At 71.4% G+C, this 24,779-nt stretch carries 26 protein-coding genes, 1 tRNA gene and 1 pseudogene; 15 read left to right on the forward strand and 13 right to left on the reverse strand.

Annotated elements, in window-relative coordinates; translation table 11 throughout:
* The first annotated feature begins 118 nt into the window (after positions 1–118).
* Positions 119–1,012: an SDR family oxidoreductase gene (locus tag ACIQPR_RS29235; RefSeq protein WP_403654312.1), complete on the forward strand. Its 894-nt coding sequence runs from the start codon at positions 119–121 to the stop codon at positions 1,010–1,012.
* Here the strand turns inward: ACIQPR_RS29235 and ACIQPR_RS29240 are convergent.
* Together ACIQPR_RS29240 and ACIQPR_RS29245 are read right to left on the reverse strand one after the other, a co-directional pair.
* The gene (locus ACIQPR_RS29240) at positions 996–1,190 is read right to left on the reverse strand and encodes a DUF397 domain-containing protein (protein ID WP_403654314.1); all 195 of its coding nucleotides are present in this window, start codon (positions 1,188–1,190) and stop codon (positions 996–998) included. The genes ACIQPR_RS29235 and ACIQPR_RS29240 overlap by 17 nt on opposite strands.
* A pseudogene (locus ACIQPR_RS29245) lies at positions 1,147–2,010 on the reverse strand (helix-turn-helix domain-containing protein). The gene ACIQPR_RS29240 and the pseudogene ACIQPR_RS29245 overlap by 44 nt, the downstream one beginning before the upstream one ends.
* 127 nt (positions 2,011–2,137) lie before the next feature.
* Here ACIQPR_RS29245 and ACIQPR_RS29250 point away from each other — a divergent pair.
* From ACIQPR_RS29250 to ACIQPR_RS29260, 3 genes are all read left to right on the forward strand, one after another.
* The gene (locus ACIQPR_RS29250; RefSeq protein WP_403654316.1) at positions 2,138–2,527 is read left to right on the forward strand and encodes an ATP-binding protein; all 390 of its coding nucleotides are present in this window, start codon (positions 2,138–2,140) and stop codon (positions 2,525–2,527) included.
* Positions 2,528–2,745: 218 nt separating this feature from the next.
* On the forward strand, positions 2,746–3,120 hold the full coding sequence (locus ACIQPR_RS29255; protein ID WP_403654318.1) for a hypothetical protein: 375 nt from the start codon (positions 2,746–2,748) through the stop codon (positions 3,118–3,120).
* A gap of 159 nt (positions 3,121–3,279) precedes the next feature.
* Positions 3,280–3,636 carry a DUF6193 family natural product biosynthesis protein gene (locus tag ACIQPR_RS29260; RefSeq protein WP_403654320.1) on the forward strand — a complete coding sequence of 119 codons (357 nt, stop codon included), beginning with the start codon at positions 3,280–3,282 and terminating at the stop codon, positions 3,634–3,636.
* On the opposite strand, the gene ACIQPR_RS29265 is transcribed toward ACIQPR_RS29260, so the two are convergent.
* Positions 3,605–5,653: a bifunctional glycosyltransferase 87/phosphatase PAP2 family protein gene (locus ACIQPR_RS29265; protein ID WP_403654322.1), complete on the reverse strand. Its 2,049-nt coding sequence runs from the start codon at positions 5,651–5,653 to the stop codon at positions 3,605–3,607. The two genes, ACIQPR_RS29260 and ACIQPR_RS29265, sit on opposite strands and share 32 nt — an antisense overlap.
* Before the next feature lie 317 nt (positions 5,654–5,970).
* Between ACIQPR_RS29265 and ACIQPR_RS29270 the strand changes: the two genes are divergently transcribed.
* A complete protein-coding gene (locus ACIQPR_RS29270) occupies positions 5,971–6,642 on the forward strand; it encodes an O-methyltransferase (RefSeq protein ID WP_403654323.1) in 672 nt (223 codons plus the stop codon).
* A gap of 64 nt (positions 6,643–6,706) precedes the next feature.
* Here ACIQPR_RS29270 and ACIQPR_RS29275 read toward each other — a convergent pair whose 3' ends face one another.
* Positions 6,707–7,099 (reverse strand): hypothetical protein, encoded by a 393-nt coding sequence (locus ACIQPR_RS29275; RefSeq protein WP_403654325.1) that lies wholly within the window; start codon positions 7,097–7,099, stop codon positions 6,707–6,709.
* 82 nt (positions 7,100–7,181) lie between these two features.
* Between ACIQPR_RS29275 and ACIQPR_RS29280 the strand changes: the two genes are divergently transcribed.
* Entirely contained in the window at positions 7,182–7,619 is a 438-nt protein-coding gene (locus tag ACIQPR_RS29280; RefSeq protein ID WP_403654327.1) for a DUF1992 domain-containing protein, read from the forward strand.
* On the opposite strand, the gene ACIQPR_RS29285 is transcribed toward ACIQPR_RS29280, so the two are convergent.
* The 3 genes from ACIQPR_RS29285 to ACIQPR_RS29295 all read right to left on the reverse strand — a co-directional run bounded on the left by ACIQPR_RS29285 (position 7,608) and on the right by ACIQPR_RS29295 (position 11,110).
* Positions 7,608–8,231 (reverse strand): hypothetical protein, encoded by a 624-nt coding sequence (locus ACIQPR_RS29285; RefSeq protein ID WP_403654329.1) that lies wholly within the window; start codon positions 8,229–8,231, stop codon positions 7,608–7,610. The two genes, ACIQPR_RS29280 and ACIQPR_RS29285, sit on opposite strands and share 12 nt — an antisense overlap.
* A gap of 5 nt (positions 8,232–8,236) precedes the next feature.
* Positions 8,237–8,875: a hypothetical protein gene (locus ACIQPR_RS29290; protein WP_403654331.1), complete on the reverse strand. Its 639-nt coding sequence runs from the start codon at positions 8,873–8,875 to the stop codon at positions 8,237–8,239.
* 153 nt (positions 8,876–9,028) lie between these two features.
* Positions 9,029–11,110, reverse strand: a complete 2,082-nt coding sequence (locus tag ACIQPR_RS29295; RefSeq protein ID WP_403654333.1) for a DHA2 family efflux MFS transporter permease subunit — start codon at positions 11,108–11,110, stop codon at positions 9,029–9,031.
* A gap of 157 nt (positions 11,111–11,267) precedes the next feature.
* On the opposite strand from ACIQPR_RS29295, the gene ACIQPR_RS29300 reads away from it, so the two are divergent.
* The gene (locus ACIQPR_RS29300; protein WP_403654335.1) at positions 11,268–12,239 is read left to right on the forward strand and encodes a peptidoglycan-binding protein; all 972 of its coding nucleotides are present in this window, start codon (positions 11,268–11,270) and stop codon (positions 12,237–12,239) included.
* 187 nt (positions 12,240–12,426) lie between these two features.
* Here ACIQPR_RS29300 and ACIQPR_RS29305 read toward each other — a convergent pair whose 3' ends face one another.
* Positions 12,427–13,083 (reverse strand): HAD-IA family hydrolase, encoded by a 657-nt coding sequence (locus tag ACIQPR_RS29305; protein ID WP_403654337.1) that lies wholly within the window; start codon positions 13,081–13,083, stop codon positions 12,427–12,429.
* A gap of 222 nt (positions 13,084–13,305) precedes the next feature.
* Positions 13,306–13,887, reverse strand: coding sequence for a TMEM165/GDT1 family protein (locus ACIQPR_RS29310; protein WP_403654339.1), 582 nt, complete (start codon positions 13,885–13,887; stop codon positions 13,306–13,308).
* A gap of 356 nt (positions 13,888–14,243) precedes the next feature.
* Between ACIQPR_RS29310 and ACIQPR_RS29315 the strand changes: the two genes are divergently transcribed.
* The 3 genes from ACIQPR_RS29315 (at position 14,244) to ACIQPR_RS29325 (ending at position 18,758) form a co-directional block, all read left to right on the forward strand.
* Positions 14,244–14,888 (forward strand): HNH endonuclease family protein, encoded by a 645-nt coding sequence (locus tag ACIQPR_RS29315; RefSeq protein WP_403654341.1) that lies wholly within the window; start codon positions 14,244–14,246, stop codon positions 14,886–14,888.
* A 91-nt stretch (positions 14,889–14,979) separates the two neighbouring features.
* The gene (locus ACIQPR_RS29320; protein WP_403654343.1) at positions 14,980–16,608 is read left to right on the forward strand and encodes an alkaline phosphatase D family protein; all 1,629 of its coding nucleotides are present in this window, start codon (positions 14,980–14,982) and stop codon (positions 16,606–16,608) included.
* A gap of 140 nt (positions 16,609–16,748) precedes the next feature.
* Positions 16,749–18,758 (forward strand): FAD/NAD(P)-binding protein, encoded by a 2,010-nt coding sequence (locus ACIQPR_RS29325; RefSeq protein WP_403654828.1) that lies wholly within the window; start codon positions 16,749–16,751, stop codon positions 18,756–18,758.
* Here ACIQPR_RS29325 and ACIQPR_RS29330 read toward each other — a convergent pair.
* Positions 18,730–19,275 (reverse strand): superoxide dismutase family protein, encoded by a 546-nt coding sequence (locus ACIQPR_RS29330; RefSeq protein ID WP_403654345.1) that lies wholly within the window; start codon positions 19,273–19,275, stop codon positions 18,730–18,732. The two genes, ACIQPR_RS29325 and ACIQPR_RS29330, sit on opposite strands and share 29 nt — an antisense overlap.
* Positions 19,276–19,502: 227 nt before the next feature.
* On the opposite strand from ACIQPR_RS29330, the gene ACIQPR_RS29335 reads away from it, so the two are divergent.
* On the forward strand, positions 19,503–20,147 hold the full coding sequence (locus ACIQPR_RS29335) for a DedA family protein (RefSeq protein ID WP_403654347.1): 645 nt from the start codon (positions 19,503–19,505) through the stop codon (positions 20,145–20,147).
* A gap of 353 nt (positions 20,148–20,500) precedes the next feature.
* Here the strand turns inward: ACIQPR_RS29335 and ACIQPR_RS29340 are convergent, their stop codons facing one another.
* On the reverse strand, positions 20,501–20,764 hold the full coding sequence (locus ACIQPR_RS29340; RefSeq protein WP_403654349.1) for a DUF2277 domain-containing protein: 264 nt from the start codon (positions 20,762–20,764) through the stop codon (positions 20,501–20,503).
* A 144-nt stretch (positions 20,765–20,908) separates the two neighbouring features.
* On the opposite strand from ACIQPR_RS29340, the gene ACIQPR_RS29345 reads away from it, so the two are divergent.
* Complete coding sequence (locus ACIQPR_RS29345; protein ID WP_403654351.1) at positions 20,909–21,265, forward strand: hypothetical protein; 357 nt, start codon at positions 20,909–20,911, stop codon at positions 21,263–21,265.
* A gap of 45 nt (positions 21,266–21,310) precedes the next feature.
* The gene (locus ACIQPR_RS29350) at positions 21,311–21,706 is read left to right on the forward strand and encodes a nuclear transport factor 2 family protein (RefSeq protein WP_403654353.1); all 396 of its coding nucleotides are present in this window, start codon (positions 21,311–21,313) and stop codon (positions 21,704–21,706) included.
* A gap of 19 nt (positions 21,707–21,725) precedes the next feature.
* Here the strand turns inward: ACIQPR_RS29350 and ACIQPR_RS29355 are convergent, their stop codons facing one another.
* Positions 21,726–22,136 carry a hypothetical protein gene (locus ACIQPR_RS29355; protein ID WP_403654354.1) on the reverse strand — a complete coding sequence of 137 codons (411 nt, stop codon included), beginning with the start codon at positions 22,134–22,136 and terminating at the stop codon, positions 21,726–21,728.
* Positions 22,137–22,238: 102 nt separating this feature from the next.
* Positions 22,239–22,313 (reverse strand) — tRNA-Val (locus ACIQPR_RS29360).
* Between the two features lie 191 nt (positions 22,314–22,504).
* On the opposite strand from ACIQPR_RS29360, the gene ACIQPR_RS29365 reads away from it, so the two are divergent.
* On the forward strand, positions 22,505–23,287 hold the full coding sequence (locus tag ACIQPR_RS29365) for a DUF4097 family beta strand repeat-containing protein (protein WP_403654356.1): 783 nt from the start codon (positions 22,505–22,507) through the stop codon (positions 23,285–23,287).
* A 71-nt stretch (positions 23,288–23,358) separates the two neighbouring features.
* The gene (locus ACIQPR_RS29370) at positions 23,359–24,750 is read left to right on the forward strand and encodes a hypothetical protein (protein ID WP_403654358.1); all 1,392 of its coding nucleotides are present in this window, start codon (positions 23,359–23,361) and stop codon (positions 24,748–24,750) included.
* Positions 24,751–24,779: the final 29 nt, after the last annotated feature.

The raw sequence follows: 24,779 nt of genomic DNA on the forward strand, positions 1-24,779 counted from the left end.
CCGTGATACCGGAAGTGAATCACGTCTTCCGGAGTCGGTCTTGGACGGGCGCACCCGGGCGGGCGCAGGCTGGAGGCACTCCACTTCTCCTTCCCGACCCACCTGGGGTGATGTCGTCATGCGTGTTTTCGTCACCGGCGCGACCGGATTCGTCGGCGGCGCGGTCGTCCGCGAACTGCTCGACTCGGGACACCGAGTGCTGGGCCTGGCCCGCTCCGACGCGTCGGCCGACCGGCTCGCGGCGACCGGGGCGGAGGTGCACCGGGGTTCGCTGGACGACCTCGACGCGCTCCGCGCCGGCGCGTCGGCCTGCGACGGTGTGATCCACACCGGTTTCGTCCACGACTTCTCGGACTACGGCGCGTGCGTCGCGCTCGACCTGAGCGCCGTCGAGACCCTGATCGACACGCTCGCGGGCTCGGACCGCCCCCTCGTCATCACGTCCGTGATGAGCCACGGCCGCACCGAGGACGAGGTACCCGACCCCGCCGCCCGCCCCGACCTGGTCCGCCTCCCGGCCGAGGTGAGGACCCTGAAGGCGGCGGACCGGGGCGTGCGCGGCTCGGCGATCCGGCTCCCCCAGGTGCACGGCGAGGGCGACCACGCCTTCGTCCCCGCCCTCATCGGCATCGCCCGCGCCAAGGGCGTCTCCGGGTACGTCGGCGACGGCACCAACCTCTGGGCCGCCGTCCACCGCGAGGACGCCGCGCCGCTGTACCGGCTGGCGCTGGAGAACGCCCCGGCGGGCACGGTCCTGCACGCGGTCGCGGACGAGGGCATCCCTCTACGGGAGATCGCCGAAGTCATCGGCAAGCGGCTGGACATCCCGACGACCAGCGTGCCGCCCGAGCAGGCCGGAACCCACTTCGGCTGGCTGGGCCACTTCGTCTCGTCCGACCTCACCGGCACGAGCACGCTCACGCGACAGCGGTTCGGATGGACACCGACGCGGATCGGCCTACTGGCCGACCTGGACCACGACTACTACTTCGACATCAACCAGCCGTCGTAGCGGACCAGTTGACGAAGGCGGCGAAGGCGGCGGGGCCGAGGGTGAGGATCGGTCCCGCCGGGGTCTTGGAGTCGCGGACGGAGAGGGTGGGGGGGTAGGTGGTTTCGGCGATCTCTACGCACTCGCCGCCCTGATCACTGCTGTAGCTGGACTTCCGCCACTGAGTCCGTGTCGGCATCGCGTTGTTCCCCATAACGTTCCTCCATCACGCGCCGGATCAGCTCCGCCGAGCCTCGGACGGAGAGGGCGGCGGCTTGAAGATGATCGTAACGGAGCGAACAGTCCTTGACGGTGTCCGGGTTGGCGGTCGGATGCCCGCTTCCGTAGCCCTCGGTGTAAGCGATGGTCGGATCGCTGTCGAAGCGGAACAGGGTGAACGAGCCCGTGAGCCCGGCATGCGCTCCGGCCGAGAACGGCAGGATCTGGATGTTGATCCGAGGATTGTTCTCGAATGACAACAGATGGGCCAGTTGACCGCGCATGACGTCTGGGCCGCCGATCTCCTGGTACAGCGCGGCCTCACCGAGGATCATCCACGCCACCGGCGGCTGCTACTTCTTCAGAATGCGCTGACGTGCCAACCGTACGGCGGTGCGGTCGTCGAGGTTGGTCTCGTCCATCGTGGCGAGCGTGGCACGGACGTAGGCCTCGGTCTGGAAGAGGCCGTGGATCATCTGCGCCTGGAACGTGCAGATCTCGGCCGCCCGCGCCTCCAGCTCCGCCACTTGCTGGAACCAGGAAGGGAGTTGGCTGCGCAGCACCAGATCCAGCAACCGGGTCAGCAGCCCACCCGTATTGAGCGCGGCATCAACCCGCCTGCTGAATTCCAGCGTGGGGAGCTTCCTCGCCGTCTCGATCTGGCCGATCAGCGACCCTGTGTAGTTGATGATCGTGCCGAGCTGCCGCTGCGTGAGGCCCGCCGCCTCCCGGTAACGGCGCAGTTCGAAGCCGTAGTAGTCCAGCGGCGACGCCCCTGGATCGAGGGTGTTGATGTGCACGCGAAGCCCCCTGCCTGCCGACAACTGTCCGGAACTGTCCACCCGCGAACGGGTTGTATTCGTACCGTTGCCGAGGGTAGCCGCGGGGCGTCAGCCTCGTAGTGTGAATGAACCAACTCCCCCCGCCATGCTGCCCTTTCCCGACCGGCGGCAGTACTTCATGCACCTCACCGTGGGTGAACACTCCGCCCGGCACATCCGCCGTATCGTCCGCTCCTTCCTGCTGGAGTGGGGCATGCCGGAGCTGTCGGACGCCGTGGAACTGGCCGTGACGGAACTCGTCGCCAACGTCGTCCGGCATGTCCCGGACCGGCGCTGCGGGCTGCGGCTGCTGCGGCAGACGGCGGGCGTACGGGTGGAGGTGAGCGACAGCTCGCCCCGACTCCCCGACCTGCACGCCGAGTTGGACACCGAGTCGGAGAACGGGCGCGGGCTGGTGATCCTGGACGCGGTGACCGACAAGTGGGGGGTGTCACCGGCGCCGGAGGGCGGGAAGGTGGTGTGGTTCGAGTGCTAGGGGCGGCATACCTTTGAGACGTCGCACCGCGGCACGGTGTACGTCGGAACACCCACGTCAGGCAGCTACTGGAACAAGGGCCCCGAGAACATGACCACGAAATGAGTGGCACGCATACCAGTACGGCACGATTCCAGGAGAGACGGTTCAACGGATACCTGGGAGTCCGGCTTCCGCATGCGCTGGACGCCGAGGTCGACGCTTTCATCACCGCGTACATGAGCTCTCCGAAGCCGCTCGACATGGGCCCACGGGCCGCAGGGGTGCTGAGTGCCTACGGCCAGCGCATGGCGTCGGTGGCGGTCAGGTCCCGGTCCGCCGAACCGCTGCGGCGCGGACTCGTCGCCGTAGGCCTGGCCGAGGCGCATCTTGAGGACCCGCGCAACAATCTGTACGGGCTCGCCGCGCTCCATGACGGCGCGTCGCTGATCGGCACTCCGCTGACCGATCTCATCGCCGAGGTGTCCCGCCTCCTCCCGCCGTCCGGCGTCGAGGCGCTGCGCGCGTTCGACCGGAGCACAGACCGCGACAGGTCCATCGAAGCCATGGGGCTCAGACGGACCGGTGAGGGAGAGACCTTCCTCTACCGGTAATCGCGCGGAGCCATCCGTCCGGGTGGCTCCCGCCGGCGAGGACCCTCCCTCTCAGCAGTGGAACGCTTCAGCACCGAGTGTCACACTTTCGCGCCTCACCCCCGGCGGACCTGCTCCTCCGAGCGCTCGGCCTGAACCACATCTCCGGACGGTCCTCATATGCGAACCCGTGAAGAAGAGTGGAACGTCATCCTGGAGGAGCACAGGCCCTCCCGGCGGCCCGACGGTCACGCGGCCTCGGACATGTGGCGCATGCTGTCGGCCGCGTACGGGAACCCGACGCTCCGGGCCCTGTACCCCAGCCTCTCCACCTGGTCACTGACTCTCTGGGACGCCGACTCGTTCACCGACGCCGAGGACCACTACCCCGCTCTGTCCGCGGCAGGGGGAGAGTTCCGCGTCCTCGCCTGGCCGCACCTCGAAAACATCTGCCTCTTCCTGACGGACGACCCCGAGGAGGCGGTCGAGTTCACCGCCGGACTGATCAGAGCCGAGTCAGCTCCGACTCGGCGCTGACGGCGGCCTGTTGGGGCCGTAGCGACCGTGCCCGCGGTCCCTGGAAGGCGTACGACAGGCCAAAGCCCGCCGCTACGACCGCCGCGCCGCCGGCCGCGTCGAGGACCCAGTGGTTGCCGGTGGCGACGATCGCCGAGACGGTGAAGAAGGGGTGGAGGAGGCCCAGGGCCTTCATCCACCACTTGGGGGCGATGATCGCGATGACCACACCGCACCACAGGGACCAGCCGAAGTGCAGGGACGGCATCGCCGCGTACTGGTTGGTGAGGGCGGTGAGGGTGCCGTAGTCCGGCTTGGAGAAGTCCTGGACGCCGTGGACAGTGTCGATGATGCCCAGGCCGGGGAGCAGGCGCGGCGGGGCCAGGGGGTAGAGCCAGAAGCCGACCAGGGCGAGGAGGGTGGCGAAGCCGAGGGAGGAGCGGGCCCAGCGGTAGTCGACCGGGCGGCGCCAGTACAGGACGGCCATCACGCTCAGCGGGACCACGAAGTGGAACGACTCGTAGTAGAAGTTGAAGAACTCCCGCAGGAAGTCGACCTTCACGACCCAGTGGTTGACCGCGTGCTCGATGTCGATGTGCAGGAAGCGCTCGATCGAGAGGATCTGGTGGCCGTGGTGCTCGGCCGTGGCCCGGCCGCCCGAGTTCGTGCCGCCGGTCGCCGCGAGGCGGACCTGCTGGTAGGCGGCGTAGGTGACCCGGATGAGGAGCAGTTCGAGGAGCAGGTTCGGGCGGGTCAGGACGCGGCGCAGCTGCGGGATCAGCGGGACGTGCTTCCAGCGGGCCGGGACCGGCTCGGCGTACTCCGTGGGAACCGGCCGCCGGTAGTACTCCGACGTACGGGGCAGGAACGGCACGACCGTCGCCGCCGCGAGCGCCATGAGCAGGACGACGTTGTCACGCACCGGGTACATGGCCGGCATGTTCGGCAGCATCATCTTCGCGGGCAGCGTGACGACGAGGACCACCGCCACCGGCCACACGTACCGGTCCGAGGCCCGCTTGCCGACCCGGCCCACCACCGCGAGCAGCACCCACAGCAGCTGGTGCTGCCAGGTCGTCGGCGACACGGCGATGGCCGCGCAGCCGGTGACCGCGACCGCGAGCAGCAGCTGCCCGTCGCGCGCGTAGCGCACGGCCCGGCGCAGCCCCAGGAAGGCGACGACCGCGCCCAGCGTCAGGAAGACACCGATCTCCAGCGGCCCGGTCAGGTCGAAGCGCAGCAGCGCGCCGTGCAACGACTGGTTGCCGAGGTCGTCCGCCTTGCCGCCGAGGCCGACCCCCGCCATGTGGTGCACCCAGTAGGTGTACGAGTCGTGCGGCATCGCCGCCCAGGCGACCAGCACGCTCGCGGCGAACGTCAGCGCGGAGGTCACCGCGGCCCGCCGCCGGTCGGTGAACCACAGCAGCGGCGCGAACAGCAGCACCGTCGGCTGGAGCGCGGCGGCCAGCCCGATCAGCACACCGCTGGCCCGCTCGCCGCGCACCGTGAAGCAGGCGAGCAGCACGAGCAGGACCGGGATGATGCTGGTCTGGCCGAGCCAGAGCGTGTTGCGCACCGGCAGCGACAGCATCAGCAGGCTGATCGCTACAGGCGCGGCGAGCAGCGAGGCACGGCGGGTGACGGGCTGCGGCAGCGCCCGGGAGACGACCAGGCCGAGCGCGACGACCAGCAGCAGCGTGCCGAAGGTCCAGCCCCAGCCGAGGGCCTGCTCGGCGGCCCGGGTGAGCGGCTTGAGGACGAGCCCGGCGAAGGGGGTGCCGGTGAACTGCGTCGAGTCGTACAGCGAGCCCTTCACATGCAGCACGCCGTTCGGACCGACCCAGGTCTCCAGGTCGGTCAGCCGGTCCCCGCGCGGCGTGCTGAGGACCACGGCCACCTGTCGTACGGCCAGGACCGCGGCCACCAGCCACAGGACCAGCCGCGCCGCGCGCAGCCGTGCCCTGGCCGTGCCGCCGGCCGTCGACCCGAAAGCTCCCACGGCTCCCGCCGGTCGCCCGCTGTGCTCCACGTTCGCCACGCCTCGTAGGCCTCCCGCCCCGCTCGTCCCACGCGTCGCACGCGTGGCTGTTCCCTCTGCGAACCCTATGAGGTTCGCACCCCCTGCGGGAGGGACGCAGGCAACCCCCTCTTCACCTGTCGGCCGCCCTCCTTTTGTCCGGATGACGATAGTCGGCCCCGGGTTGCCTGGGCACGGCGGACAACGGCGCATCCGTAGAGTGAGGGATCGCACACGAACGCACACGAACGGGTCGCAACGATTCTCACCGGATTCACGATCAACGGATTCACGATCACAGGATCCACGGTCACCGGATTCACGAAAGGCACCGGCACATGAGCCAGTCGCAAGTGTGGAACGACGTCGACGACTACCTGACCGGCCACCTCGCGCCGCACGACGAGGTCCTGGAGGCGGCCCTGCGCGACAGCGACGCCGCGGGTCTGCCGCAGATCGCGGTGTCCGCCGCCGCGGGCAAGCTGCTGCACCTCCTCGCCGCCGTCCAGGGCGCCGCCCGCATCCTGGAGATCGGCACGCTCGGCGGCTACAGCACGATCCTGCTGGCCCGCGCGCTGCCCGCCGACGGCCGCCTGGTCACCCTGGAGTACAGCCCCAAGCACGCCGAGGTCGCCGCCCGCAACATCGCCCGCGCGGGCCTCGACAAGCTCGTCGAGATCCGCGTGGGGTCCGCCCTGGACTCACTGGCCGCGCTCGCCGACGAGCACGCGGCCCCCTTCGACCTGGTCTTCATCGACGCCGACAAGGCCAACAACCCGCACTACGTGGAGTGGGCCCTCAAGCTCACCCGCCCGGGCAGCCTGATCATCATCGACAACGTGGTCCGCGGCGGCCGGGTCGCCGACCCGGCCAGCACCGACCCGGACGTCCTGGGCACCCGCGCGGCCATCGAACTCATCGGCTCCCACCCGCGCCTCACCGGCACCGCGATCCAGACGGTGGGCGAGAAGGGCTACGACGGCTTCGCGCTGGCCCGCGTCATCGACTGAGAGCCGTTCTCCCGTCTCCTCGTCTCCTCCTCGCCTGTCCGTCTGCCTCGGCTCTCTTGCTGCCTCAACTCTCGTGGTAGAAGCCGACGTTGACGCTGCGCGGTCCGGTCCGGTCCTTGATGACGATCTCGCCGCTGCCACCGCGGGGCAACGGCACGCTCCCGCCGTAGCCGACGGTCTGGGCGTACTCCCCGACGATCAGCCGCACTTCGGAGGACGGGTCGGACTGGGAGCCGCGCAACCAGCTCACCTGCCAGGTGCCCTCTGGTCCGCACAGGAACTCCAGATGGACCCGTGAGATGAACAGCCAGTCGTCCGGTGTCACCAGCCGGCACACCGATTCGTCCCGGCCCACCCGCAGCACCGCGCCCGGGTCGTCGGGCGCCTCGGCCATCAGCATGCCGGCCGTGGCGCCCTCGTCCGTCCCGGAGACCGAGGCCATGGTGAGTTCGAGCACGTGCGCTTCCCCCTTGAAGTGTCCTTACACAGCCGCCGCATGATAAATCGCCCGGCCGCGTCACGTCCGGCACAATGAAGTCATGACCGAGCGAAAGCCACCGGGTGTGTCCTTCGAGTCCTGGGTCGACAAGCAGATCCGGGACGCCGAGCGGGACGGCGAGTTCGCCCAACTCCCGGGCGCGGGGAAGCCGTTGCCCTCCGGTTCCGACACGACGTACGACGAACTGTGGTGGATCAAGCAGAAGATGGCCCGCGAGGGCATCTCCGTGCTCCCCCCGACGCTGGCACTGCGCAAAGAGGCCGAGGACGCCCTGGCTGCGGCGTACTCGGCCCCTTCGGAACGGATCGCACGGCAGATCATCACCGAAGTCAACGTGAAGATCCGCGACATGATGTTCAAGCCACCGCCCGGCCCTCCGCTGGGGATGAAGCCGTACGACGTGGAAGAGGTCGCACGGGAGTGGCGGGAGCGCCGGGCGGCCGGCGGGGCGGGTGGCCCCGGCGGGTCAGATGTGTAGCAGCCGTTCCGTCAGCTCGCGGTAGTCCCGCAGGGCGAGCCGGAGTTGCTCGGTGTCGCTGTCGTCCGGGCCCGCGGACTCCCAGGACTTGTGCAGGTTGTCCCGGCGCCTGGTGACGGCCTCCGCGAGCCGGTCGGCGACGTCCTCAAGGACGTGCGCGGCCTCCTCCACGGCGGAACGGGGCTCGTCGACGAACCCGGTCACCGCGTGCTGCAAGCGCAGGCTGAACTTGTCGCTCTCGTCGTGCGGCAGCAGGCTGCCGTCCGTGGCGGCCGGACGGTCGTGCCGCTTGTCGGCGGCGGTGGTCATCGCCGTGCCCGTACCCGTGCCCATGCCCGTGCCCGTCGTGGGCGCGGTGGCGACGGGGGCGGGAGGGGGCTCGGGGGCGTGCACCGGCCGGGGTGTTCCCTTGCCGTCCTGGCGGTCGCCCGGCCGCTCGCTCTGCCGTTCGCTCTGCCGTTCGCTCTGCCGCGGGATCGGCGTGACGACCGTGGGCTCCCGCCGATCCGTGCCCGTGCCCGTACTCGTACCGGTATCCGTGCTCGCGCCCTTGCGCTCGTCGCCCGTGTCGCTGTCGCCGGTGTCGCCGTTGGGTCGTGTCACATCGGTCATGCGGCTCAACTTCCCTTCACTGCTTGCCTGTTGAATGAGCCGAACGCATGGCGTCCGGTACCTCCGCGACCACTGCCGCCGCTGTCGTCCGCGCTCATCAGGTCGTCGAAGAGGGCACGGGCTTCGAGCATGGCCTCGCGCATCTCCTCGGTACCGGCCTGGCTCTCCGGGGCGCCGTTCGTACGCGCGGTGACGACTCGGTGCACGCGTCGGTAGCCGTGGACGTGGTCCGCGTGGTGCACGGACAGCGCGTCGAACTGCTTCTCGTACTCCTCGACACCGGGGAAGCCCCGGGCCCCGGCCACCTCGCCGAGCAACTCGTCCACGTCGGTCACGGCCTGCCGGGGCGAGTCGACGAAGAGCTCCTGGGCGGCGGCCCAGCGGGCCTGGTACTGCTCACGGGCCGCGGGCTCCAACGGCTGCTCCCGCAGCGCGCCGTGCTGTTGGACGCGCTCGCCGAGTTCCCGCTCGGCGGCCTTCGTGTCGCCGTCGTGCCGGGCCACGGTCCGGTCGTACTCGGGGCCGAAGCGGCGCTTCAGTCCCGAGCCGCCGAGCGCGCCTCGGTTGCGCAGCGCCAGGGCCGCCGCGGCAGCGACCACGCCGACCACGATCACGATCAAAACGATGATCACGCCTGTGGACATGAGTGCCTTCCCGGTTCTTGGCCGACCGGCTCCCTTAGTCGGTCGGTTCCCGTACCGGGTTGCCGCAAAGGCACCCTTCAAACGACGGCCACGACTCCGGGGATTCCGTGGCGGCGGTGTGTCGACGCGCCCCGCGAGAGCGTCGACACGGCATCAACGCGCCTCGCCGACCGTCCCGTTGTGCGGTTGCTCCCGGTCGGAGCCGCACAGCTCGCCGTTGAGTTCGTGCACCAGCTGGATCAGATCCGTGGGCCGGTCCGGCCCCCACCAGTCGCCCAGGGTCTGCGCGAGGGACTCCTCCCGTGCCTGCGCGAGCCGTTCGGCCGTCTCCCGCCCCTGGTCGGTCAGTCGGAGGTCCAGGCCTTCGCGCACCGCGAGCCGCCGTCCCTCGATCTGGCGGACGGCGGCGAGGATGACCGGCAGGGGCACGGAGCTGCGTTCGGCCAGCACTCCGGGTTCCGCCCAGCCGTCCCGTCTGATCCGCAGCAGCAGCCAACTCGCCGCCGGCTGAAGGTCGTAGCCCGCCTTCGCGGTGATCGTCCGGTAGATCTCGCGGCGCCCCTCCCGGGTGCCGAGCACGGACAGCGCGCGGCACACCTCGTCGTAGGAGGAACGTTGGACGGGGTTGCTGGCGAGGGTCTCGGTGAGGTCGGGTGCCGTGACCGAGCCGCGCAGCTTGTCCTCCTTGAGGAACCACGCCAGGACGAAGCCGACGAGGGCGACGGGAGCCGCGTACAGGAAGACGTCGGTGATCGAGGACGCGTACGCGTGCAGGGCCTCCGGCCTTACCGCGACCGGCAGTTGGGAGATGCCGCGCGGGTCGGACTCAAGACCGTCCGGTGTGACGCCCGCGGGCAGCGACGTGCCCCGAAGCGCCTCCGTCAGCTTGTCGCCCAGCCGGCTCGCGAAGATCGTGCCGAAGATGGCGACGCCGAACGAGGCCCCGATGGACCGGAAGAAGGTCGCGCCGGAGGTGGCGACGCCGAGATCCTCGTACGACACGGCGTTCTGCACGATGAGCACCAACACCTGCATGACCAGGCCGAGTCCGAGCCCGAAGACGAAGAAGTAGGCACTCATCTCGCCGGTGGAACTGTTCTCGTCGAGCTGGTGGAGCAGCAACAGACCGAGCGCGGTGACACCGGTGCCCGCGATCGGGAAGACCTTCCAGCGGCCGGTGCGGCTGACGATCTGGCCGGAGGCGGTGGACGAGATCAGCATGCCGAACACCATCGGCAGCATGTGCACACCGGACATGGTCGGCGAGATGCCCTGCACGACCTGGAGGAAGGTCGGCAGATAGGTCATCGCGCCGAACATCGCGAAGCCGACGATGAAGCTGATGACGGCGGCGAGCGAGAAGGTGCGGACGCGGAACAGCTTGAGCGGGAGGACGGGTTCGGCGGCGCGTCGTTCCACGGCCACGAACGCCACGGCGAGGACCACCCCGAGCACCGCGAGCCCGATGATCTGCGGCGAGCCCCAGCCCCAGGTCGTGCCGCCGAGCGAGGCGACCAGCACCAGGCAGGTCGCGACGGCGGCGATGAGGAAGGTGCCGAGATAGTCGATGACATGGCGGGTGGACCTGCGCGGGATGTGCAGGGCGGTCGCGATGACGGCGAGGGCGACGACACCGACGGGGAGGTTGACGTAGAAGACCCAGCGCCAGCTGAGGTGTTCGGTGAACAGCCCGCCGAGCAGCGGCCCGAGGACACTCGTCGCGCCGAAGACGGCGCCGAACAGCCCCTGGTAGCGCCCGCGTTCGCGCGGCGAAACGACATCGCCGACGATCGCCATCGACAGCACGATCAGCCCGCCGCCGCCGAGTCCCTGCAACGCCCTGAAGCCGATCAGCTGGGGCATGTTCTGCGCCGCTCCGCAGAGCGCGGACCCGACGAGGAAGATCACGATCGCGATCTGGAACAGCCGTTTCCGGCCGTACTGGTCGCCCAGCTTGCCCCACAGCGGGGTCGCGGCGGTCGAGGCCAGCAGATACGCCGTGACCACCCACGACAGATGCTCCAGCCCGCCCAGATCGCTGACGATCGTGGGCAGCGCGGTCGACACGATGGTCTGGTCGAGGGCTGCCAGCAGCAGCCCGAGGAGCAGCGCCCCGATGGAGACGAGGACGTTGCCCGACACATGTTCCTGGGCGGCGCTGCCCCGCCGCGGGGACTTCTCCGGTGGCTGCGCGTCGTGCACATTCCCTGTCATACCGTGCGCATCGCCGGCCATGAAGACCTCCCGAGGCTCTCGTTACACATCCATGGTGATCGGTGTGTCCCGTTACGGCCTGTCGAGTCCGAATGGAAGCGGTCATTCCGGGGGTCGGAGGAGACGGTGTGGAGGAGACCCGAATAACCTCGGGAGTCCGACGGGGAGGGACGAACACGTGAACGAGGCGAAGGGCCACATATGCCCGCGGTGCGGGGCGCCCCGGGCGACCGACGGTTCCCCGTCCTGCGCCTGCACCCAACGGGCGTCCGACGCGCTGCGTGACGCGCGCACGGCGGAGGCGGCAGCGGCGGAGGACTTCGACCCGCTGCGGATCAGACCGTATGTGGAACTGCACGGCGACACACGGGAGCAGCCGTCGGCGTCGTCGGCACCTTCGGCGGCGGCTGGTTTCGAGGGTGAGACACAGCGGCTGCCCGCGGTCGAGGAGACGATGCCGCTGCGCGCGGTGCCGCCCGCGCCGGCGGAGACGTCACTCCTCCCGGTCCTCGCCACCCCGGAGCCGCCCGAGCAGGACGCCTCCCCGCGCCGTCGCCGCCGTACCGTGCTGCTCGCCGCGACCGGAGCCGTCGTGGCGGTGGTCGCGGCGGCCGGTTTCGCGAGCGGCCTGCTCTCGTACCAGACGCCGTCGCGCGACGAGGCGGCCCCCAAGGACGTCCGCGCGAGCGTCCCCACCCTGACGAAGAGCTCGGCACCGGCGGCACCGTCCACGAGCGCCGCCACGTCCGTACAGCCGACGTCGGCGCCCCCGTCCCCGACGCTCAGCGCGAGCCCCTCGCCGTCGACGACGAGCAGCCCGTCCGCCACGGCGTCACGGTCCGCGGTGTCCAGTCCGACCGCGACGACCAGCGCCACGGCGTCGGGCGCGGCCGGTACCGAGCGACAGGCCGGCGGCAGCAGCACGGCCCCGGTCCTACAGCGCGGCGACGAGGGCCCCGAGGTCACCGAACTCCAGCTCCGGCTGGCCCAGTTGAACCTCTACACCGGCCCGGACAACGGCGTCTTCGACAAGCAGGTCCAGGCCTCGGTACGCACGTACCAACTGGCCCGCGGCATCCAGTCCGACGCGGCCGGGGTGTACGGGGCGGCGACCCGGGCGAAGCTGGAATCAGAGACCACGGAGCCGTGAGCAACGGGTGTTGGCCTACGGGCGTTGGCCAACGAGTGTTGACCAACGGCTGTTGCCTTGCGGGGGGCGTTGGCCTACGGCCGTAGGCCAACGGTTGTGTGCCAACGGTCGGGCCAACAGTCGTAGGCCTACAGCCGTGGGCCAACAGCCGTAGGCCTAGAACCGTAGGCCAACACCCGTAGGCCCACTACCCCACATGCAACCGAATCTCCCCGCCCACACCCTCCACCCGCACCCCACGCAGATCCCGCACCAGCACATCCGGCCGGTGATACGCGGCCTGCGGCCCGACCCCCACCACCCGCATCCCCGCGGCGCGCCCCGCCGCGATCCCCGCCCCCGAGTCCTCGAAGACGACACAGTCCGCGGGCGCGACGCCCAGTTCGGCCGCGCCCTTCAGGAAGCCCTCGGGGTCGGGCTTGCTGGCGCCGACCGACTCCGCGGTGATGCGGACGTCGGGGAGTTCCAGTCCGGCCGCGCCCATCCGCGCCGTGGACAGCGCGACGTCCGCCGAGGTCACCAGCGCGTGCGGCAGTCCCCGCAGCGCGGCCAGGAACTCCGGCGCGCCCGGGATCGGGACGACGCCCTCGATGTCGGCGGTCTCCTCAGCGAGCATGCGGGCGTTCTCCGCGTGGTTCTGCTCCATGGGCCGGTTGGGCAGCAGCAGCGCCATCGACGCGTAGCCCTGGCGGCCGTGCACGACCTTCATGACCTCGTCCGCGTTCAGCCCGTGCCGCTCGGACCAGCGCCGCCAGATCCGCTCGACGACGGCGTGCGAGTCGACGAGGGTGCCGTCCATGTCCAGCAGGAGGGCGCGGGCGGTGAGCACGGTGGTGGCCGTCATCGGCAAGCTCCAAGACGCGTGGGAGGGACAAGGCGGCCCCGTCCGCCGGTCAGGGAAAACGGACGGGAGCCACTTTGTTTCTCTACGGTACAAAATCGGAGCGGCATCGCGCCACCACCCCCGGAAACAGTTCACCCACCGTTCAGCTCGCGCACCCGCCCGGCCGGCGACGGCCCGCGGCCGGACGACCACGGCCCGCCGTCGGACGACCGCGGCCCGCCGTCAGCCGGCCACCGCCTCCCACAGGCTCCACGCCCCCAGCGCCAGCATCAGCACCGCCGCGATCCGCGTGATCAGCTCCAGCGGCACCCGCTTCATCAGCGCCTTTCCGCCGACGATACCGAGACCGGCGACCGCCCACAGCGCGAGCACCGCGCCGAGACCGACCGAGAACGGGTCGTCGTAGCGGGCCGCGAGGTTGGCCGTCATGATCTGGGTCAGGTCACCGAACTCGGCGACCAGGATGAGCATGAAACCGGCGCCGGAGACCTTCCAGAAGGACTGGTCCTTGGGCTTGCGGACCTCCTCCTCGTCGTCGCCCTTCTTGAAGAGGAGCACCGCGGCCCCGCCCAGGAAGAGCGCACCGGTCACGGCGGCCACGAGCCGCTGCGGGAGCAGCGTGAGCACGCTGCCCGCCGCCACCGCCAGCACCACGTGCAGCAGGAACGCGGCGGCGACGCCGGCGAAGACGTACGAGGCGCGGTAGCGGGTGCCGAGGACGAGTCCGGCGAGCGCGGTCTTGTCGGGGAGTTCGGCCAGGAAGACGACGCCGAAGACGAGCGCCGTCACACTGATGCTGATCAAGGTTCCTCAATCGGTCGGGGGCTGCCCCACCGAGAGTGCGAAAACCGCCTGCGGACACCTCGGCACGGCAGCACACACGGGTGGTGCACTGCGTTGCCGAAGGTCTCGCTGGCCGATCCACAAGAGATCGTCCTCCGGGCGCCGGCTCAGACGAGCTGAGCAGTATGTCGACGGTCCGGCGAAGAGCTACTCCCCTTCTGCGCCGTCAACTGTACGCGACGACAAGTTCGACCGTAAACCTTGTCTTGTCATGCGCGCGTCACTAACTTCTTACCGGACGCACACCCGGCCGCAACACGGCACCGCAAGCATTCCTTCGCTCGACTCCAACACCCCCACACCCCAAGGGAGTTCGTATGCCGAAGTTCTACGCGCGTCGACGGCTGAGCATACTCGCGGCCTTCACCGGACTCATAGCCTCCGTCGCGCTTTTCAACGGTCCGACCGCCTCCGCCGCCCTCCCCACACCGGTCAGCGCGGCCACCGCCCGCACCTACCTCGCCTCCCTCACCGTCGCGACCGAGGTCCGCACCGGCTACGCGCGCGACCTGTTCCCGACCTGGGACACCATCAGCGGCACCTGCAACACCCGTGAGTGGATCCTCAAGCGCGACGGTACGAACGTCGTCACCAACTCCGCCTGCACCGCGACCAGCGGCAGCTGGTACTCCCCCTACGACGGCGCCACCTGGACCGCCGCCTCCGACGTCGACATCGACCACCTCGTGCCGCTGGCCGAGGCCTGGGACTCCGGCGCCCGCAACTGGACCACCGCCCAGCGCGAGGCCTTCGCCAACGACGTGACCCGCCCGCAGCTCCTCGCGGTCACGGACAACGTCAACCAGTCCAAGGGCGACAAGGACCCGGCCGAGTGGATGCCCTCGCTCACCTCGTACCGCTGCACGTACGTCCGTGCCTGGGTGCAGGTGAAGTACTACTACGACCTCTCGGTCGACACCGCCGAGAAGACCGCGCTGACGAACTACCTCGCCGGCTGCTGACCCCCCGCTGATCCTTTCGTACCGCACCGGACCTGGTCACCGGCCTCCGTCGTTCCGTACCGTACGGGGCGACGGAGGAGAGTGATCACCCGTGGCCGGACTGCGTCTTGGACCACTGCTGCGCTACGCCGACGGCTCGTCCGCGACCGTATGGGTCGAGGCGAGCCGTCCGTGCACCGCCGAGGTGCGCTGCGCGGACGGCGCGGCCGGCAGCGCCCGCACCTTCCAAGTCGCGGGCCACCACTACGCGTTGGTGCCGGTGGAGGGCCTCACACCCGGGACCTCGACGCACTACGACGTGCTCCTCGACGGGACACGGGTGTGGCCGCTGCCCGACTCCCCGTTCCCGCCCTCCGCGATCCACACCCCGGACGCCGACGGAACCGTCCGGGTCGCCTTCGGCTCCTGCCGGTGGGCCGCGCCGCCCGCCGACGACCACGACCCGGTGGGCCCGGACGCCCTGGACACACTGGCCTCGCGCATCGCGCGCGACCCGGAGGCCGAACGGCCGGACGTACTCCTCCTGTTGGGCGACCAGGTGTACGCCGACGAGGTCTCCGACGCGACCCGCCGCTGGCTCTCCGCCCGCCGCGACCTGAGCGAACCGCCCGGCGGCGAGGTCGCGGACTACGAGGAGTACACGCGCCTCTACTACGAGTCCTGGCTGGACCCCGAGATCCGCTGGCTGCTCTCCACCGTGCCCTCGTGCATGATCTTCGACGACCACGACGTCATCGACGACTGGAACACCTCCGCCGCCTGGCTGGCGGACATGCGGGCCACCCCGTGGTGGCGTGAGCGGCTGCTGAGCGGACTGATGTCGTACTGGGTGCATCAGCACCTAGGGAACCTCTCCCCCGCCGAACTGGCCGCCGATCCCCTCTACTCGGCGGTCCGTGACACCCCGGACGGCACCGACGCGCTCCGTGCCTTCGCCTGCCGCGCCGACGCCGACCCGGCCTCCGCGCGCTGGAGCTACCGGCGCGACTTCGGGCGGGTACGCCTGCTGATGGTGGACAGCCGCGCCGCCCGCGTCCTCGACGAACAGCACCGCGCGATGCTCGACCCCGGCGAGGCCGCCTGGCTGCGCACCGAGGCACTCGCCGACCCCGGTTCCTACGACCATCTCCTCATCGGCACCTCACTGCCCTGGCTGCTGCCCCACCTCGTGCACGACGCCGAGGCCTGGGACGCGGCCCTGTGCCGGGGCGAACGAGGCGCCCGCTGGGCCGAGTTCGGGGAGAGGCTGCGGCGGGCGGGCGATCTGGAGCACTGGGCGGCGTTCCCGGAGTCCTTCGAGGAGCTGGCGGGGCTCATCGCCGAGGCGGGGTCGGGGAAGGCGGCACCGGCGTCGGTGCTCGTACTGTCGGGGGACGTGCACCACGCGTACGTCGCGGAGCCCAAGTGGCGTACCGGCGGGCCGACTTCACGCGTCCTCCAGCTGACCTGCTCGCCCGTCCACAACTCGATCCCCCGCTATGTCCGGGTCGGTTTCCGCTTCGGCTGGAGTGCCGTGGCCCGCGGCCTGGGCCGCCGCTTCGCCCGGCACGGCCGCTGCGCGGAGCCCTCGGTCACCTGGCGCAGGACGGGCGGGCCCTGGTTCGGCAACCAGCTCATGACCCTTACGCTGCGCGGCCGTTCGGCCCGGCTGCGACTGGAGCAGGCACGGTCGGACGGGACGCTGCGGACGGTCGAGGAATCCCCACTGACCTCTCCCTGACCTCTCCCTGATCCCTCACCGGCCTCCCCGCTGACATCGCCGTGATGTCGCTGAGGGCATGATGAGGCGGACCGTCCGCTTCCGGTGGGCGGTCTGCTCCATCGCGCCCCACACGCCTGGGAGTCCACCTTTTGTCTGTAGTGAACGCGTCCGACGACGAACGGGCATCGATCTCCGGCACCGCCGTCTCCGTCCCCGTCTCCGTCGCCGTGGTCGGTGCCGGTCCGCGTGGCACCAGCGTCCTGGAACGCCTCTGCGCCTCGGCTCCCGAACTCCTCCCGCCCGGCACCCGGCTCACCGTCCATGTCGTCGACCCGGCGCCCCCGGGCCCCGGCCGCGTCTGGCGCTCCGCGCAGTCCCCCGAGCTGCTGATGAACACCGTGGCCTGTCAGGTCACCCTCTTCACCGACGACAGCGTCGACTGCTCCGGCCCGATCCGCCCCGGCCCGAGCCTGCACGAATGGGCACCCGCCGAACTCGGTCCCGACGACTACCCCACCCGCGCCCACTACGGCCGCTATCTGGAGTGGGTGTTCGCCCGCACGGTCCGCGAGGCGCCGGACTCCGTCGAGATCACCACCCACCGGGCGAGCGCGGTACGGCTCGACGACACACCCGACGGCCACCAGACCCTCACCCTGGACAACGGCCGTACTCTGACCGCCCTTTCGGCGGTGGTCCTGGCCCAGGGCCACCTCCCGAGCGCCGGTGACCCGGCCCAACAGCGCCTCGCCGCCTACGCCTGCCACCAGGGCCTGCGCCACCTCCCGCCCGGCAACCCGGCCGACGCCGACCTGTCCGCCGTAGCACCGGGTGAACCAACGCTGTTGCGCGGCCTCGGTCTCAACTTCTTCGACCACACCGCCCTGTTGACGACGGGCCGGGGCGGCCGTTTCGTCCGCGCGGAGGACGGCGCGCTCCGCTATCTGCCCTCCGGCAACGAGCCCCGCCTGTACGCCGGTTCACGCCGAGGTGTCCCGTACCAGGCGCGCGGCGACAACGCGAAGGGCCCGCACGGCCGCCACACCCCGCTCGTCCTCACCCCGGAGGCCACCGCCGCCTTCCGCAAACGCGCGGACTCCGGCGAGCCCCCCGAATTCCGCACGGAGATATGGCCGTTGGTGGCCAAGGAGGTGGAGACGGTCTACTACTCCACCCTGCTCCGGACGCCAAGGACGCGAGGGACGCTACGGCCGTCCCCGTCCACGCGCCCATCCCCATCCCCATCCCCGTGGGCGGCGTCGGAGTTCGCGGAGCGCTTCCTCTCCGTCCCGCACCGCGATCCTCAAGAGGCCCTGATGCTGGGCGAGTTCGGGATACCGGCGGCCGACCGCTGGAGCTGGGACCGGCTGTCGCGCCCGTACCCGGACCGCGCGCTCGCCGACCCGGCGGCCTGGCGGGACTGGCTGCTGGGGTATCTGCGCGAGGACGCCGGGCAGGCCGCGCTCGGCAATGTGGACGGCCCGCTCAAGGCCGCGCTGGACGTGCTGCGCGATCTGCGCAACGAACTCCGGCTGGTCGTCGACCACCGCGGCCTCGCGGGCGACTCGCGCCGCGAGCACCTGGACCGCTGGTACACCCCGCTCAACGCGTTCCTGTCCATCGGCCCGCCCCGGCGCCGGATCGAGGAACTGGCCGCGCTGGTGACGGCGGGCGTGGTGGAGGTGCTCGGACCGGGGCTGGAGGTGCGGGAGGCGGACGGCGCCTGGGTGGCGCGCTCCCCCGCGATACCGGGCTCGGCGGTGCGGGTGACCACGCTCGTCGAGGCCCGGCTCCCGGAACCGGACCTGCGGCGCACCGCCGACCCGCTGCTGGGCCGGCTGCTGAGGACGGGCGGCTGCCGGCCGCACACCGTGGACGGCTACGAGACGGGCGGGCTGGACGTCACACCGCGCCCGTACCGCCTGATAGACCGTCAGGGGCAGCCGCACGCACGGCGGTTCGCGTTCGGAGTGCCCACGGAGGGCGTGCACTGGGTGACGGCGGCGGGTGCCCGGCCCGGCGTCGACTCGGTCACGCTCTCGGACGCCGACGCGGTGGCGCGGGCGGCGCTCCGGGCCGCGACGACGAGAGGGCGGGTGCCGTCGGCCGACGGCACCCGCCCCTGGACGTGTCCCCCGCTCAGGGAGCCCAGCCGAACGGCACGGTGAAGCAGGCGGCGCGGACGCGGCTGCCGGGCATGTCGTGGATCACGACGGAGGACGCCTCGCCCTCCCGGAAGTTCCAGTCGTGCCGGGCGCTCGCCTCGGCGGCGCCGTGCTCGTCGGCGGTGAAGTCGAGCCAGACCTCGTTGTCGGCGGTGGCGTCGGCCGGGTCGGTGGACGGCTTGTGCTGGAAGTGCCCGCCCGCGGCGGCGGGGTCGGCGCCGCACGGCTTCTGGTGCACATGGACGGCGTACGCGTGCCCCGGCACCATCCCGTCGACCCGCAACCGTACGGTCGTGGCGCCGTTCGCGGCGGTCCGCTGGCCGACCTCGATCCACGCGGCGGCGGGGACGAGCTTCGTGTCGTACGTCACCGCCGCGGACGGCACGAGGGCGGCGACCGGCGCGAACCGGGCGTCCGTCCGCATCGAGTAGCCGTCCGGGGCGCCGCTGCCGCCCGCGCCGCCCGTGCCGCTCGCCAGTAGGGCCGCGACGACGGCGCCCGCACATATGCCTGCCACCATGATGTGTACCGTTCCTCACGTTAAGGTGCGCTTCAGCGCTTCAGTCCCCTTTACGTTGCTACGGGATGCGGGCCCGTCCCGCCCCTCGGGACGGGGCAGCCGAGTGAACAAGCTGTGCCGATCACACGTGCCCCCCGTGGATCTCCTGTCACGGCCCAGGCGTACGCTGTATGGCTGTCACTGGCCGTCCTTGCCGCGGCCCACGGGGGAGTTCACGGGGAGCCGCGTTGTTCGAGAGTGTGGGGTCGCTGACCGGCAGCCCATGGATCTACGCCATGATCGCCCTGTCCGTGCTCCTTGATGTGTTCCTGCCGGTCCTGCCGAGCGGGGTGCTGGTCGTCGCGGCGGCCACGGCGGCGGCAGCGGGCACCGGCGCGGCGACCGACGCCGTACCCGTCCCGCACGAGGTCCCCAGCATCCTGGCCCTGATCGCGTCGGCCGCCGCCGCGTCCGTCCTGGGCGACCTGGTGGCGTACCGCCTGGCCTGGCTGGGTGGCGAACGTCTCGACCGCGCCATCTCCCGTTCCCGCCGGCTCACCACCGCGCAGGAACGTCTCGGCCACGCCCTGGCCCGGGGCGGCGGCGCCCTGGTCATCCTGGCCCGCTTCGCCCCCGCCGGCCGCTCGGTCGTCTCCCTCGGCGCGGGCGCCGCCCACCGCCGCGCCCGCGACTTCCTCCCCTGGTCGGCCCTGGCGGGCCTGTCCTGGGCGGCGTACAGCGTGGCACTGGGCTACTACGGCGCACAGTGGCTCGGCGCGACGTGGCTGGCGACGGCGGTGTCGTTCGCGGCGCTGTTCGGCGCGGGAGCGGGAGCGGCGTACGTCATGCGCCGCCAGCCGACGGGGACGCCGGAGGCGACGGCCGCGCAGTAGCGGAGCCGGCCCGCTCCGAGGGCTGGGTGCCGAGCCGCCGCGCCCCGCCCCCAAGGATCGGGCGCGGAGTCGGCACGACCCAGGGACGGGGCCGAGCCGACGCACCCCAGAGACCAGGCGCCCCCGGAATCAGCCCCCGAGCCAGCCCGCCCCGGAGACCGGGCGCCGAACCCACACGCCCCCATCGGACGGACGCCGAGCGGCTGTCGCCCTCAAGGGGCAGGGCGCCGCAGGCAACTGCCTTCAGAGGCACGGCTCCACACGCAACCACCCCCAGGCCCGCGCGACTACGCCCCCCGCGGCTCCGCCGCCTGAGCGCCACCGGTCTCCGCCGACCCCGCCCGCCGCTCCACTCAAGGCGCCCCCCGCGAAGCCCCGGCCCCGGCGCCGGCGCCGGCGCCCGCGCCCGTGCCCCTCACCTCCAGTCCCGCGAGGAGTTCCGCCGTCGCTTCGGCGATCGTGGTGACCGCGCGGTCGAAGACCTCGCGGTTGTGGGCGGCGGGTGCGCGGAAGCCGGAGACCTTGCGGACGTACTGCAACGCGGCGGCGCGGATCTCCTCCTCCGTGGCCTCGTCGGGCAGGGCGGGCGGGCGAAGGGTCTTGATGCTGCGGCACATGCGTCCAGTCTCGCGCCCCGCGAGCGATACCGCCGCCCCTCTCTCGAACACACCGTCGACGACCACGGGCCCCGTTCGTGTGAAGTCCCGCGAAGTCCCCGAAGGAACTCGCGACCCAAATTCGAACAGGCGTAGCATTAGCGCGTGGCAACGACCTATGACTTCCCGAGTGACCTCCTCGCCGGTCAGGAGGAGCTGCATCAGGTCCGGGCGGAGCTGTCGGCCCTGCTGAAGCGGCTGCCCTGGTCGGTCGAGCCCCTGGACGGGTTCAGCGACACGGGCGGCTGGCGCAAGGTGGAACGCCCCGCCTCCCCCGGCTGGACGCCCGACGAACAGGCCGAGGTGGAGAAGCTCCGGCAGCGCGAGCACGAACTCGCGGTCTTCGTCAGCGGCCACCGCTTCTGGACGGAGGTGACCGCGACGGAGCGCGTGGAGTCACGGATGAAGCTGAAGCACGCCCACGAGGTGCCAACGGCGGACGAAGAGGCGGACAATCACTGAGAGAAGCCACATATCGCCGAAGCAACCGAGAGGCGGCGATCGACCATGGCCGACCACCCGCACGCACTCCTCGTCCGCGAGGGCTACGACGCCTTCGTCCGCGGTGACATGGACACCCTGCGCGGGCTGATGTCCTCCGACGTCACGCACCACGTCCCCGGCAGCCACCCGCTGTCCGGCGACTTCAAGGGCCTGGACGCGACCATCGACATGTACGGGCAGCTGTTCGCGCAGACGAACGGCACCCTGCACGTCGAACTGCGCGACGTCCTCGTCGACGGCCGGGGCCACGCGGTCGCGCTCCACCGCATCACGGCCGAGCGCGACGGCAAGCACCTCGACGAGACCGGCGCCATCGTCTTCCGCGTCCTCGGCGACAGGATCACGGACCTGGACGAATGCGTCGAGGACATCGACAGGTCGAACGCGTTCTGGTCCTGACCGCCGAGCCGTACCCGAACTACGGCTTGCGCAGCGCCCGTTGGGCCAGCGTCAGGGCCGCCACCGCACCGACCGCCGCGACGACCCCGGCCGTACCGACGACCGGCACCCCGCCGAAACGGACCCCGGTGCCGGTCCCCGTCCCGGCCCCGACCGCCCGGAAGCCGCGCGTCGCACGCCACGACAGCACCGACCACCGCGACTGCGCGGACAGTGCGGAACCCATGCTCAGCCACGAGCCCGCCGAGACCAGCGACAGCGCCGAGCCGATCGAACCGACCGACAGCGAACTGCCGATCGACCCGATGGACAGCGCCGACCCGACGGACCCGATGGACAGCACCGAGCCCACCGAACCGATCGACAGCACCGAGTCGTGCGACCACAGGGACAACACGGAGCCCGAGGGCGTGGCGCCAGGTTGAGTCATGCGCCCATCCTGCCCACCACCCCCGGAAACCGCGAGCCCCCGACCACAGAAAAGAGGCCTCCCGCGGAACTCCGCGGAAGGCCTCCGACCTGCTGTCCATCCTGGTGGGCGCGGACGGTTTCGAACCGCCGACATTCGCCTTGTAAGGGCGACGCTCTACCCCTGAGCTACGCGCCCAGGACGAGTCGACAGCCTACATGGCCAGGGGGCCTGTCCCGAAACCCGTATCGCCGAGGTGGAGTGCCGGGGGTTTTCCCCACCCCGGGTCCGGGAGTGCGCCGGATGCCGTCGCCGAGCCCGGCTCTCTACGGTCGAGGGGAGCCGTAGGAGTCACCGGGACTCCGCGACCGCCTCAGGGGGAAAGCATCGTGACCCGCACCCGCAGCACCCGCCGTGTCCTCGCCGCCACCGGCGGCCTCGCCCTGCTCCTGGTCGGCGTCACCGCGTGCGGTGGCGCCTCCGCCGGGGACGACAAGCACCCGGACCACCGGACCTTCGCGCTGTCCGGCCGCACGCTCACCGTCGACTCGGACGACTCGGCGCTCGACATCGTCGCCTCGGACGCGAATCCGGCGGGGAAGATCGAGGTCACCCGGTGGTGGCAGGGCAGCGTGGCGCTCGGTTCGGACCCCAAGGTGACCTGGGCCATGAAGGGCGACCGGCTGGTGCTGCGGCTGAAGTGCTCCGGAGTGGTCGCCGACTGCGCGGCCAAGCACCGGATCGAGGTGCCGCGCGGGGTCACCGTGAAGGTGGAGGACGGGGACGGGAGTGTGCGGGCGCGCGGGTTCAAGGACGCGCTGAGTGTGCGGACCGGCGACGGCTCCGTGCTGGTGACCGACTCCACCGGGCCGCTGACCCTGCACACCGGGGACGGTTCCGTGCACGCCCAGGTGTCGTCCCGGGAGGTGCGCACGAGCACCAGCGACGGGTCGGTGCACCTGGAACTCGGGGTCGTACCGGACCTGGTGGAGTCCCGCAGCGGCGACGGGTCGGTGACGGTCGCGCTGCCCAAGGGGGACACCAAGTACCGGGTGACGACCAGGACCGGGGACGGCGGGGTGGACGTGTCGGTGCCCCGGGACGCGTCGAGTTCCCATGTGGTGAGCGCCCGTACGGGCGACGGGAAAGTCACGGTGCGGAACGCGAACTGACCGGCTCGTGTGTTCGTCCTCTACCGGTGGGAGAATGACAACGGTCAGGACGCAAGACACGGGAGAGGGATGTGACGGCGACACCTGCGCAGCCGTATTCGCCGCTCACACGGTCCCGGCGCGGTTCCGCCGCCGCCCGTGCCGCCTTCGACACCCTCACGCTGCTGGGCCTGCCGCTGCTCGCCGCGCCGGTGCTGGCCGCCGCGTTCGCGGGCGGTGGCACCCGGCGCTGGTTCGGCGGGCGGGCGGAGAGCCAGCGGGCCGAGGCGCAGGCGGCGAAGGACGCCGCGGCGGCGGCGTTCTACGAGCTGGACACCGCCCAGCGGGATCTGCGGATCTCGATAGACACCATCACCGCGGTCGACGACTCGCCGGCCGCGCGGCGCGCGGTGACCGACTTCGAGGCGCTGGGCCGGCGGATCGACGAGGCGAGCGGCCGGTACATCAACGCCGTCGACGCGCACGACCTCGACCGCGACGACCTGGAGGCCGCCGCCGCCAACCGCGCCCGCGCCGAGCTGACCGCCGCCAAGGACCAACTCGGCCAGGTCAAGCAGGAGTTGGACCGGTTCGAGAACGGGCTCGGGCCGCTGCTCGGCAAGGCGGAGACACAGCTCGCGCGGCTGGCGCCGGCCGTGGAGCGGGCCCGGCAGGCGCTGCTGGCCGCGAGCAACGCGCTGGACGCCGTACGGGCGTCGGGGCTGCGGGCCGACGATCTCGCCGGGCGGCTGGCCAGGCTCGGGCCGGAGCTGACGAAGCTGAACCAGGGCGCGGGGCAGCACGGCGTGCCGCAGACGCTGGAGCGGGCGACGCAGGTCGCGCGGGAGGCGGAGGCCATCACGGCCGAGGCGGGTCAACTGCCCGAGCGGGCCGCCGAGATCGACCATCGGCTGGTGTCGCTGCGCACCCGCGCCCAGGCGCTGACCACCCGCGCGGGGCAGGTCGACCCGGTGCTGAGCGAGCTGCGGCGGCGGTTCTCGGCCGCCTGCTGGCAGGACCTCCAGCACGTGCCCGACCAGGCCGGCGAGAACGTGCGGCAGGCCGAGCTGAAGCTGACGGAGGCGCAGGCCGCGCGGGACGCGCAGCGCTGGCCGGACGCCACGTCACTGCTGTCGACGGTACGGGCGCTGCTGAACACCACCGACGAGGCCGTGTCGGCGGCCGGTGACCGGCTGCGGCGGCTGAACGCCGTGCAGAAGGACCCCCAGCAGGAGATCGACCGCACCCGGTTCGCGATCCGGGACGCGCAGCGGCTGGCGATGTCGGGCCGGACCACGCCCGAGCCGCGGCACGCCCGCCCGCTGGACGACGCGGTGGCGCGCCTGGACCGCGCGGTCGCCACGCTGGAGGGCCGCCACCCGGACTACTGGCACTTCCTGACCGAGACGGAGGCCGTACGGCAGACCGTCGCGCGGGTGGTCGGGCAGATCCGCGAGGAGCGCGGGACCGCCGCCGGGCACTGAGCCCGGCGACGGACGAGGACCTGAACGGA

The sequence above is a fragment of the Streptomyces sp. NPDC091280 genome, from assembly GCF_044768565.1.
Taxonomy (GTDB): Bacteria; Actinomycetota; Actinomycetes; order Streptomycetales; family Streptomycetaceae; genus Streptomyces.